The following is an 11,687-nucleotide window of genomic DNA, read 5'->3' on the forward strand; positions in this document are numbered from 1 at the left end:
ATGTCCATGCCCATGGCCCGGCTCACGGTCCGGTCGGCCGTCCGGGAGGCCGAGGGTGTCCTCGGGCTCCTGCTCGTCGATCCCTCGGGCGCCGAGCTCGCCCCGTGGGAGCCCGGCGCCCATCTGGAGGTGACGCTGCCGTCCGGCACCGTCCGGCACTACTCGCTCTGCGGCGACCCGGCGGACCGGAGCACGTACCGGCTCGGGGTGCTGCGGGAGCCCGGCGGGCGGGGTGGTTCGGAGGAGATCCACACCTCCGTGCGGGAGGGCACGGTCCTCGGGGTGCGGGGCCCGTTCAACCGCTTCCCGCTGGTGCCCGCCGAGCGCTATCTGTTCCTCGCGGGAGGCATCGGCATCACCCCCCTGCTGCCGATGGTCCGCGCCCTGCCGCCGGGGTCGTGGTCGCTGGTGTACGGCGGCCGGAGCCTCGCCACCATGGCGTACCGCGAGGAGCTCGCCGGCCTCTCCGGGGTCACCCTCGTACCGCGGGACACGGCGGGACCGCCCGATCTGGACGCCGTCCTCGGCAGACTTCCGGCGGGGACGGCCGTGTACTGCTGCGGCCCCGAGGGGCTGCTGCGGGCCGTGGCGGAACGGTGGCCGGGTCCGCTGCACACGGAGCGGTTCGGCGCCGCTCCCGCGCCGGTGCCGCCGGAGGGGGAGGAAGCGCCGGAGGCCTTCGAGGTCGAGCTGCGGCGCAGTGGCCGGACCGTTCGCGTGGAGCCCGGCCGGACCCTGCTCGACGCCGTGCGCGAGGTGGTGCCGGGGGTCCCGTACTCCTGCGAGGAGGGCTACTGCGGGACCTGTGAGACGAAGGTGGTCGCGGGGACTCCCGAGCACCACGACTCCGTCCTCGGCGAGGACGAGAAGGCCTCGGGTACGACCATGATGATCTGCGTGGGGCGTTCGCGCGGCGCCCGGCTCGTCCTGGATCTGTGAGGCCCGGACCGCGGGAACGCGGAAGCCCGTACCGGTGCGCCGGTACGGGCTTCCGCGTTCGCGCGTGCGGTCAGGGGAAGACCACCAGGGCCCGGCCGCCCTTGCCCGCCAGCATGTTCTCGAACGCGCCGGGGATGCCGTCCAGGGTGATCCGCTCGGTGACGAGCGCCCCGAGGTCGAGCCGGCCGGCCCGGATGTGCTCGGCGAGGACCGGCAGGTCCACGGCCGGGTTCGAGTTGCCGTAGACACAGCCCGCGAGGGTGCGGCCCCAGTGGAAGATCTCCAGGGCGTTGAAGGTGACCTGCTGGTCCTTGCCACCGATGCCGACGACGGTGGTGCGCCCGCCGCGCCGGGTGGAGTCCCAGGCGGTACGGATGGTGACGGCACGGCCGACGCATTCGACGGCCACGTCGACGCCCCGGCCCCCCGTGAGCTTCCGGATCTCCTTCGCCGTGGTCTCGGAGGCGACGACGTACTCGGTCGCCCCGGCCGCCCGCGCGAGCGCCTCCTTCTCCGGGGAGACGTCGACGGCGACGATCGTGGACGCGCCCGCGATCCGGGCGGCCTGGAGGGTGGCGAGGCCCACGCCGCCGACACCGAACACCGCGACCGTCTCGCCCTCGCGGACCCGGGCGGAGTGGTGGACCGCGCCCCAGCCGGTGAGGACGGCGCAGCCGAGCAGGGCGGCGTCGGTGAGCGGCACGCCGTCGGGCGCCGGGAGGACGCAGTTCGCGGCGACGACCGTCTCCTCGGCGAAGGCGGCGACATTGAGCCCGGGGTGGAGCTCCGTGCCGTCCTCGGTGCGGGCGTGGATGTTCGCGGCGCCGGTGAGGGCGTCGGCGCAGAGCCAGACCTCGCCGAGCGAGCAGGGGTGGCAGGCGCCGCAGGACGGCGCCCAGTTGAGGACGACCGCGTCGCCGGGGACGACATGGGTGACGCCCTCGCCGACGGAGACGACGGTGCCGGCGCCCTCGTGGCCGAGGACGGCGGGGACCGGGACGCGCATGGTGCCGTTGGACAGGGACAGGTCCGAGTGGCAGACCCCGGCGGCGGCGAGCCGGACCCGGACCTGGCCGGGGCCGGGCTCGGGGAGTTCGATGCCGGTGATCTCCAGCGGAGAGCCGACGGCGGGCAGGACGGCGGCGCGGATCACGCTCGTTGCTCCTTCTGCGCTCGGGACGGGAGGACTCAGAACTGGAGGGACTTGGTCTGGAGGTACTCGGAGAGACCGTGCGTGCCGAGTTCCCGGCCCACGCCGGACTGCTTGTAGCCGCCGAAGGGGGCCAGCGGGTTGAACCGGCCGCCGTTGATGTCGATCTGGCCGGCCTCCATGCGGCGGGCGAAGGCGACGGCCTCCTCGGGCTCGCCCCAGACCGCTCCGGCGAGTCCGTACACGGTGCCGTTGGCGATGGCGAGGGCGTCGGCCTCGTCCTCGTACTTCAGGAGCGCGACGACGGGCCCGAAGATCTCCTCCTGGGCGATGGTCATCTCCGGGGTGACATCGGCGAAGACGGTCGGCGAGACGTAGTAGCCGGTCTCGAGCGGGGCCTCGGGGCCGCCGGCGACGAGCCGGGCACCCTCCTCGACGCCCTTCTCGATGTAGCCGCGGACGCGCTGCCGCTGCTTGGCGTTGACCAGCGGGCCGAGGCGCTCACCGGGGACGTACTTGGCGACGGCCTCGACGGCGAGCTCCACCGCCTCCTCGTACCGGTCCGCGGGGATCAGCATGCGCGTCCAGGCGCTGCACTTCTGACCGGAGTTGGACATGACGTTGGCGATGCCGACGGACACGGCCCGGGCGAGGTCGGCGCTCGGCAGGATCACGTTGGCGGACTTGCCGCCGAGTTCGAGCGCGACGCGCTTGACGGCGCCGCCCGCGAGGGCGCCGATGCGGCGGCCGACGGCGGTGGAGCCGGTGAAGGAGACGAGGTCCACGTCGGGGTGCTCGGCGAGGGCCTGGCCCGCGACCGGGCCGAGGCCGGTGACCAGGTTGAAGACACCGGCGGGCAGACCCGCCTCGTGCACGGCCTCGGCGAAGAGCTGGGCGGTGAGCGGGGTGTCCTCGGCGGGCTTGAGGACGGTGGTGCAGCCGGCGGCGAGGGCAGGGGCGATCTTGGCGACGACCTGGTGGAGCGGGAAGTTCCAGGGGGTGATCGCGGCGACGACGCCGACGGGTTCGGCGTAGACGGTCGAGTTGCCGACCTTCTCCTCGAAGGGGTGGGTCGTGGCCAGTTCGGCGTACGTCCCGGCCACGACGATCGGCAGTCCGGCGTGGACGACGGCGGAGAGCTGCGGCGGGGAGCCGAGTTCGGCGGTGACGGTGGCGGCGATCTCCTCCGCGCGGGCGGCGAGCGCGTCGCGCAGGGCGGCGATCCGGGCGCCGCGCTCGGCGGGCGGGGTCGCGGACCAGCCGGGCAGCGCGGCGCGGGCGGCCCGGACGGCGGCGTCGACGTCCTCGGCGGTGCCGGCCGGGACATGGCCGATGACCTGCTCGTCCGCCGGGTTGATGACGGCGATCGTGTCGGGTCCCGCGGCGGGCCGCCACTCCCCGCCGATGTACATCGCGTCGTGCGCCTGCATCCGCTGTCTCCTCACGTTACCGACCGGTTCTTCGCACCCACCAAACTAGCGGTGATAGTTTTTGGGCGCCAGGGCTTCGGAACGTGCCCCCGGTCTCAATACCCGGCCGATCGTGCCGCCGTCCCGCGTCTCCTGTCCACGTCGGGACCGGACAGACGCCCGGCGCCGGAACTGGCCTTCGGCACCTGGACAGGGTTCCGGGACCCGGCACGGCGCCGCGTCCGGCGGGCGCACGCCGGGTGGCGCGGCCCGGCGGACGCGGCGGGGAGGGGGCCGACGGAGCGGCTGGGATCCGTCGGACCCTGGGGGAATCTCTGCTGGAACCTGTGGCGGAACCTCCGTTCAGATCTTCTGGGCGATGTCCGTGAGATGGGCGAAGACGACGATGTTCGCGTCGTAGCCCTTACTGCGGTCGAAGGCGCCGCCACAGGTGAGCAGCCGCAGTTCGGGCCGCCCGGTGGCGCCGTACACCTCCTTGTCGGGGAAGTCGGCCTTGGCGTACGTCCGGACGCGGTCGACCGTGAAGACGGCGACCTTGCCGTCGGCGCGGGCGACCCGGACGGTGTTGCCGGGGCTGAGCGAGTCGAGACTGAGGAAGACGGCGGGCCCGGTACGGGTGTCGCGGTGGCCGACGACGACGGCGGTCCCGCGCTCACCGGGGGTGACCCCCTTCTCGTACCAGCCGACAACCCTCGGATTGTCGACGGGCGGCGTGACGAGCCGCCCTTCGCCGTCGAGACCGAGTCCGATCACGGGGGCCTCGATGGTGATGGCCGGTACGGCGACGACGGTCGGACGCGAACGGGCCAGCGGCGCGGGCGGGGGCGACGGCCTGGGCGACGGCACGGCCTTCGCCCTCGCCCGGGGTTTCGCCCCGGGTTTCACCGTGGGCTTCGCCCCGGACCTCACCTCCGCCTTGGCCCCGGACCTCACCTCCGCCTTCGCCCCGACCGCCGCCTTGTGGTCCAGGGCAGTCGTCTCTCCGACCGCCCCGCCCGCCCCGCCGACGGCGACCCGGCCGGCGGCGAGCGCCGGGCCGGCCGGTTCTTCGTCACCGGCCCACCAGACGCCGCCGACCACCAGGACCACGGCGATCGTCGCGGTCCTGGCGAGCCGGAACAGGCGCCGTTGACGGCGCGTGAGGCGCGCGGACCTACGCGGCGCCATTGCCGCGGCGGCGCGAACGGCGGATCAGGACCAGCCCGACGGTGCCGGCGAGGCCGGCCGCGACGGCCGCTCCGACGCCGAAGGCGGAGGAGTCCTCGGCGGCGACCACGGCACTGCCGCCGCCACCCGCGCCGACCGCGCCCCGCGGGGGACCGTCGGCCTGTCCGCCGTTCCAGCCGTTGCCGCCGCCGTTCCAGCCGCCGCTCTCTCCCCTGCCGCTGCCCCAGTCGCCGCGATCCCCGCCCGAGCCGCCCGCACCCTGGCCGTTCGGGTTCTGGCCGTTCGGGTTCTGACCGTTCGGGTTCTGACCGTTCGGGTTCTGACCGTTCGGGCCGGGCCTGTTTCCGCCCGCGCCGTTGCCTCCGTCACCGTTCCCGTCCGCGGGTGGCGGACTGGCGAGGGTGTCCCCGGGGCACGCGACCCGGAAGGCCTTCGGCCTGACCACGACGGTCTGGCCCTGGAAGGTCCAGGTGAGCCGGTACTGCCCGCTCGGCAGGGAGAGGGAATCCGTGTGACCCGCACCGGCCGCGAGGGCGAGCTGCCCGGAGAGGGCGGGTCCGTTGGCGGACGGCAGGCGGGAGATCGTCCAGTTGACCTGCTGGACGGTCTCGAAACCGGAGGCCGCCAAGGAGAACCTGCAAACCCTCGCCTCGTCCCTCTGGGACCCGGAGGGCGTGCCGGCACTGTGGACCTTGATGTCGCCGCTGTCGCCGGGAGCGGCGAAGGCCGAGGGCGCCCCGGCGAGGGCGAGGCCGCCGAAGGTGAGGGTTGCGGCCGCGGTGGCGGCGAGGGAGCGGACGGTACGAGCGGTCATGCGGGGTTCCTCCCGAGGGAGCTTGTCGGACAGTTTGAACCGATAATCGGACTATCTGTCACAACATGGACACAGCGGGTGGCGACATGCGCACGCCACCCTCCGAAGTCGCCCGTCCGGCGCAGACACGCCGCCGACGGCTCAGATGATCCCGAAGAGGATCCCGGCCGCGAGAACCACCAGCGAGGTGAGCGCCGCCCACTTCACCGTGAACCTGGTGTGGTCGCCGAACTCCACCTTCGCCATGCCGACGAGGACGTACACGGCGGGCACCAACGGGCTCGACATGTGCAGCGCCTGACCGACCAGCGAGGCCCGCGCGATCTCCAGGGGCGACACACCGTGGGCGGCACCCGCCTCCGCCAGGACCGGCACCACGCCGAAGTAGAAGCCGTCGTTCGACATGAAGTAGGTGAGCGGGATGCTGAGGACGCCCGTGACCAGGCCCATGTGCGGGCCCATGCCCTCGGGAATGGCGCCGACCAGCCAGTCGGCCATGTGCTTGACCATGCCCGTACCGGTGAGGACACCGGTGAAGACGGCGGCGGCGAAGACCATGCCCGAGACGTTGAGGACGTTGTCGGCGTGGGCGGCGATACGGGCCTTCTGCTCGGCCATGTTCGGGTAGTTGACGGTGAGCGCGAGCGCGGCGCCGAGGAGGAAGAGCACCGGGATCGGCATCAGTTCGAGGATCATCGCGGCGAGCAGCGCGACCGTCAGACCGGCGTTGAACCAGTACAGCTTGGGACGGAGGGTCGCGCGGTGCGGGTCGAGGCCCTGGAATCCCCCGCCCGCCGCTCCGTCCGTGTCCCCGTCCACGTCTCCGTCCGCGCCGGGGCCGCCGGTCGCCCGCTCGACCAGGTCCGGACCCGTGCCGGTACCGGCACCGGCGCGACCGCCGGAGCCGTCGGCCGCACTCGCACCGGTACCCGCGCCCGCACCGCCGCCCGTCGCGACCAGCACCGTGTCGGTCTCGGGCACCAGGGCCTCGTCGAGCGTGAGGTAGCCGATGCGCTTGCGCTCGCGGCGCCCGAGGACGTACGCGAGGACGAAGACGAAGAGCAGTCCCATGCCGAGCGCCGGGATCATCGGGACGAAGACGTCGGCGGCGTCCAGCTTGAGGGCGGTCGCGGCGCGGGCCGTGGGGCCGCCCCAGGGCAGGGTGTTCATGACGCCGTTCGCCGTGGCGGCAACACCCGTCATGACCACCAGGCTCATACCGAGCCGCTTGTAGAGCGGATACATCGCCGAGACGGTGATCATGAAGGTGGTGGAGCCGTCGCCGTCCAGCGAGACGATCGCGGCGAGCACCGCCGTACCCACGACGATCCGCACCGGGTCGGCCTTGCAGAACCGCAGGATGCCCCGGACGATCGGGTCGAAGAGGCCGACGTCGATCATGACGCCGAAGTAGACGATCGCGAACATCAGCATCGCGGCGGTCGGTGCCAGCTTGCCGACGCCTTCGATGACGTAGTCGCCGAGCTGGGCCCCCTGCCCGACGGCGACGCAGAAGAGCGCCGGGATCAGCACGAGCGCCGCGATCGGCGACATCTTTTTCATCATGATCAGGACCAGGAAGGTCGCGATCATGGCGAAGCCGAGGACGGTCAGCATGGAGGGCACCTCACGTTCACCGTTGAACTCCGCCGAGCGGCGGTCCGGATGACGGTAGGTGCCCTCTTCTGCCGTTAACAAGACGTTGACGCGTGAGCAATACGAGCAAAACCCCAGGTCAAAGCAGTGGTCGCGGCAGCGTTCACGGCAGTGGGCACACCGGGGGCGCGGCCCGGGTCGCCGCCGGGATCACGGCAGGGGCGTCACCGTGACGGGGAAACCGTTGAGGACGGCGGTGCCGGAGAGCGGGTCGATCCGGGAGCCGTCGAGCAGCTGGTTGACGTTGACCCCGGGGCGTGCGGCGGCCACGTTCAGCCGGGTGCCGGGACGGTCGTGGCCCCAGCCGTGCGGCAGGCTCACCACCCCGTTCCGCACGGTGTCGGTGATCTCCACCTCGACCGCCAGCTCGCCGCCCTCGGCCGTGACCCGGGCCAGCCCGCCCCCGGTCAGGCGCAGCCGGGCCGCGTCCTCCGGGTGGACCTGGAGGGTGCAGCGGTTCGAGCCTCCGCCGAGCGCCGGGGTGTTGTGCAGCCAGCTGTTGTTGGAGCGCAGATGCCGCCTTCCGACGAGGACGAGTCCGTCCGGGACCGCCGCTTCCAGCGCGGCGCGCAGCCGGGGCAGATCGGCGGCGACGGGGGCGGGGAGGAGCTCGATCCGTCCGCTGCGGGTCTTGAGCAGGCCGGGGACGCGGGGCTTCAGCGGACCGAGGTCGATGCCGTGGGGCGCCTTCCGGAGGTCTTCCAGGACCAGGTCGTACGGGCCGAGGCGCAGCATCAGGTCGAGCCGGCGCTCCGGCCCGCTCGCGCCGTCGAGCAGGGCGGCGTACTCCTTGGGGTCGGCTCCGTACACGGGCGAGTGCTCCTGTGTCACCGCCTTGGCGAGGGTGGTGTCGACGGCGAGGTCGTCGACGGCGGACGGCGGCGCTCCGTGCATGCCGGAGACCGCGAGGATCAGCCGGGCGTGGATCTCGCACTCGTCCATGCGGCCCTCGTCGAGGGGGACGGCGGCCGGGGTGAATCGCGCCTGGTTGCGGACGGCGAAGCCGTTGAAGGCGAAGTCGAAGTGGGCGCTCTGCGACGGCGGCGGCGGGGGAAGGACGACGTCGGCGTGACGGGTGGTCTCGTTGAGGTACGGGTCGACGGCCACCATCAGGTCGAGCGTGCCGAGGGCGGCGTCGAGCCGGTGGCCGTCGGGGGCGGAGAGGACGGGGTTGGCGGCGACGGTGATCACGGCGCGGATCCGGCCCTCCCCCGGGGTCTCGATCTCCTCGGCGAGTGCGACCATCGGCAGCTCCCCCTTGACCTCCGGGTGGTGCGAGACCCGGCTGTGCCGGCGGCCGAGGGCGAAGCCCCTGCCCGGTCCGGCGGGGCGCGGGGCGGGCGCGGTGGCGGAGAGCGGGAAGAGGGCCCCGCCGGGCCGGTCGAGGTTGCCGGTGAGGATGTTGAGGACGTCGACGAGCCAGTTGGCGAGGGTGCCGTACTCCACGGTGGAGCTGCCCATCCGCCCGTAGACGGCGGCTGTGGGCGCGGCGGCGAGTTCCCCGGCGAGGGCGCGGAGGGTGTCCGCGTCCACGTCGCAGGCGTCGGCGACCGCTTCGGGAGTGAACTCCCGTACCGCGGCCCGTACCTCCTCGACCCCCTCCACATGGGCGGCGAGCGGGCCGAGGTCGGTGAGCCCCTCCTCGAAGAGGGTGTGGACGAGCGCGGCGAGGAGCAGCGCGTCGGCGCCGGGGCGGATCGCGACGTGCCGGTCGGCGAGACGGGCGGTGCGGGTGCGCCGGGGGTCGACGACGGTGAGGGTGCCGCCCCGGCGGCGCAGCGCCTTGAGCCTGCCGGGGAAGTCGGGGGCGGTGCACAGGCTGCCGTTGGAGTCCAGCGGGTTGGCTCCGACGATCAGCAGGTGATCGGTGCGGTCCAGGTCCGGCACGGGGACGGCGAAGGGGTCTCCGAACAGCAGCCCGCTGGAGACGTGCTTGGGCATCTGGTCGAGCGTGGACGCCGTGAAGAGGTTCCGCGTGCGCAGCGCGCCGATGAGGAGCGGCGGGTAGAGGGCGCCCGCCATGGTGTGCACATTGGGGTTGCCCAGGACGATACCCACCGCGTCCGGGCCGTACTCCTCGATCAGCGGCCGGATCGCGGCGGCGATCGTGTCGAAGGCCTCCTCCCAGCTCGCCTCCCGGAGTTCGCCGTCCTTCCGGACCAGTGGCCCGCGCAGCCGGTCCGGGTCGGCGTCGACCTCGGGGAAGGCGGCGCCCTTGGGGCAGATGAAGCCCTGGCTGAAGACGTCGTCCCGGTCGCCGCGGGCCCCGGTGATCCGGGTTCCGTCGAGCGTGAGGGTGAGTCCGCAGGTCGCTTCGCAGAGGGGGCAGATGCGCAGGGCGGTGGACATGACGTCTCCCGGAGGGCGGCGGGTCGGGCCGGGGCATCGGCCCGCCGCGAGCATACCGACCGGTAGGCACGTCCGGGAGGGTCGGGACGAGGGGGCTTGGGACGAGCGACGGGTCAGGACAGGGAGGGCGCGAGATAGGCGTGGAGGAGTTGCCGGGTCTCGTCGATGACGGCGGGGTCGCCTTCGGGCACGGTGCGGAAGGCGAGCCTGACGAGGGTGTCGGCGGTCTCGACGCCGACCCGGACCTTGCGGCGCAGCGCCTCGTCGGCGGGACGGCCGAGGTGGGCGGCGAGCAGTTCGCAGATCCGCTCTGCGACCAGGGCGTTGGGGTCCTCGGCGGCCCCTTCTCCGGTCTCCTCGGCGGCCGGTACGCCGAAGTCGACGAGGGCGAAGCCGGGGACGGTCCGCTTCATGGCGATGAACTCGTCGAGGACACCGTCGATCGCCGCGTGCGGGTCGGGGTCGGCGGTGGCGGCGAGGTGGGCGGCGATCCGCTCGGCGTACCGGTCGAGATTGCGGTGGGCGAGCGCGGCGACCATCGCCCGTTTGTTGTCGAAGAAGCGGTAGACGGAACCGATGGGGACACCGGCGCGGGCGGCGACGGCACGGGTGCTCAGCTGCTCGTAACCGGTCTCGTCGAGGAGTTCGGCACAGGTGTCGAGGATGCGGGCGAGCCGCTCGGCGCTCCGCTGCTGCACGGGAGCGCGGCGGAATGCGGACGGGGGTCGGGCGTGGGACTGGGGCACGGGGTCCATGATGCCGTTCCGGCCGTCCGGGCGGACCCGGCCGGTCGGGGAAGCGGCCGGGACACCGGCGCTCAGTCGCTCCGGACGAGCGGTTCCAGGGCCTCGGACACATGCCACGCGCCGTAACCGAAGCGCTCGCCGAGCGTGCGGAAGCGGACGTACCGCTCCTCGGTGAGGGGGACGGCGAGGACGGCGAGGAGGCGTACGAGCAGCCGGAGGCCGAGGTCCGGGTCGACCTCGGTGACGACATGCGCCACGGCATCGGCCGCGACCGCTCCCGGGAGGGGGTGCGCGTGCGGACTCACCGTGCGGCGCGCGAGATCCGGCGTCAGTTCGCGGAGCAGGTCCTGGACGGCGCCGCTGTGTCCGGTCCGGACCGGGAGTGTGCCGGGCCGGTGGTCGGGGGCGACTTCGGCGAGGTGGTCGCGGCAGGCCGCGGCGATCGTCCGGAGCCACTCCCTGCCGTCCGCGCCCGCCCTCTCGATGTCGTAGCCCCGCTCCGACGCGGCCCCCCACAGGGTGACGATCACGGCGGTGGGCAGCGGGGACTCCAGGAGCCGGAGGGCGTCCTGGAGCAGCGCGGCCGCCGCGGAGCCCGGGGTCTGTCCGGTCTCGTCGTCGGCCACGGCAAGCGCCAGGATCTCGCGGGGCGTGTGCGCGTGCCAGGGTCCGGCGAAGCGGGACGCGAGCGCGGTGAGGCCGAAGTCCCCCTCCGCGTCACGCCGGGTGGGATCGACGGGCGGCCACCGTACGGCGAGGTCGTCGTAGACGAGTGGACCCGGGTACGCGAGGCGCTCGTCGAGCGCCATCAGCCGGTCGTACTGCGCCTTCCCCACGGTGATGCGACGGACCTTGAGGACCCGGAGGAGCAGGCGCAGGGCCAGGTCCGCGTCGGCCTCCGTGGCGATCGACTCCAGCGCTCCCGGAAGGCCGGCGAACGGCGGGGCCACGAAGGCGCCCCCCTCGGCGGCCGACGCCCGGATCTCGGCGACGACGTCCTCGCGCAGGTCCGCCTCCTCGATCACGGGCGGGGGCAGGAGGGACCAGTGCCGAGGTGTCCTCTCCCGGGCGCGGGCCGGGTACAGCTCGGCGAGCCGGCGCAGCCGGCCGCGGAAGTCCGTGCCGTGGCCGGCCGGGTCGAAGCGCCCTCCCGTGGCCGCCCGCCACACCGTGCGCAGCGCCTCGTCGGGCACGGCCGAGTCCAGCAGGAGCCCCAGGTCCGTTCCGAGTTCGACGGCGCCCTCCCCCTCGCCGAGCCCGGCCACGTCCGCGGCGAGGCCCAGCACCGTCGACGGGTCGACGGGTCCGGAGGAGGCGTGGACGCGCGCGGCGAGCGCGCTGAGACCGAAGTCCCCCTCGTAGAAGGCTCCGTACGCCTCGCGTTGTCTTGCCATGCCCGCTTCCTCTCGCTTCTTCGTCCCACGCCGTACGGGCCC

General features: G+C 73.5%; 9 protein-coding genes. 1 reads left to right on the forward strand and 8 read right to left on the reverse strand.

Annotated features, from left to right (window positions below; genetic code table 11):
• The gene (locus tag IE311_RS21235; RefSeq protein WP_189833342.1) at nt 1-939 is read left to right on the forward strand and encodes a PDR/VanB family oxidoreductase; all 939 of its coding nucleotides are present in this window, start codon (nt 1-3) and stop codon (nt 937-939) included.
• Nucleotides 940-1,009: 70 nt separating this feature from the next.
• Here IE311_RS21235 and IE311_RS21240 read toward each other — a convergent pair whose 3' ends face one another.
• From IE311_RS21240 to IE311_RS21275, 8 genes are all read right to left on the reverse strand, one after another.
• Nucleotides 1,010-2,092, reverse strand: coding sequence for a Zn-dependent alcohol dehydrogenase (locus IE311_RS21240; RefSeq protein WP_189833343.1), 1,083 nt, complete (start codon nt 2,090-2,092; stop codon nt 1,010-1,012).
• Between the two features lie 35 nt (nt 2,093-2,127).
• A complete protein-coding gene (locus IE311_RS21245; protein ID WP_189833344.1) occupies nt 2,128-3,519 on the reverse strand; it encodes an aldehyde dehydrogenase family protein in 1,392 nt (463 codons plus the stop codon).
• Nucleotides 3,520-3,861: 342 nt separating this feature from the next.
• Nucleotides 3,862-4,686 (reverse strand): class F sortase, encoded by an 825-nt coding sequence (locus IE311_RS21250; protein WP_189833345.1) that lies wholly within the window; start codon nt 4,684-4,686, stop codon nt 3,862-3,864.
• Nucleotides 4,673-5,500: a hypothetical protein gene (locus IE311_RS21255; protein WP_189833450.1), complete on the reverse strand. Its 828-nt coding sequence runs from the start codon at nt 5,498-5,500 to the stop codon at nt 4,673-4,675. Before IE311_RS21255 ends, IE311_RS21250 begins: the two co-directional genes overlap by 14 nt.
• Before the next feature lie 141 nt (nt 5,501-5,641).
• Nucleotides 5,642-7,117: a CitMHS family transporter gene (locus IE311_RS21260; RefSeq protein ID WP_189833346.1), complete on the reverse strand. Its 1,476-nt coding sequence runs from the start codon at nt 7,115-7,117 to the stop codon at nt 5,642-5,644.
• Nucleotides 7,118-7,306: 189 nt separating this feature from the next.
• Nucleotides 7,307-9,505 carry a molybdopterin-dependent oxidoreductase gene (locus tag IE311_RS21265; protein WP_189833347.1) on the reverse strand — a complete coding sequence of 733 codons (2,199 nt, stop codon included), beginning with the start codon at nt 9,503-9,505 and terminating at the stop codon, nt 7,307-7,309.
• A gap of 113 nt (nt 9,506-9,618) precedes the next feature.
• Nucleotides 9,619-10,260 (reverse strand): TetR/AcrR family transcriptional regulator, encoded by a 642-nt coding sequence (locus IE311_RS21270; protein WP_189833348.1) that lies wholly within the window; start codon nt 10,258-10,260, stop codon nt 9,619-9,621.
• 62 nt (nt 10,261-10,322) lie between these two features.
• A complete protein-coding gene (locus IE311_RS21275) occupies nt 10,323-11,645 on the reverse strand; it encodes a hypothetical protein (protein ID WP_189833349.1) in 1,323 nt (440 codons plus the stop codon).
• Nucleotides 11,646-11,687 lie beyond the last annotated feature (42 nt).

Origin of the sequence: Streptomyces zaomyceticus (genome assembly GCF_014656215.1) — a bacterium.
Lineage (GTDB): Bacteria > Actinomycetota > Actinomycetes > Streptomycetales > Streptomycetaceae > Streptomyces > Streptomyces zaomyceticus.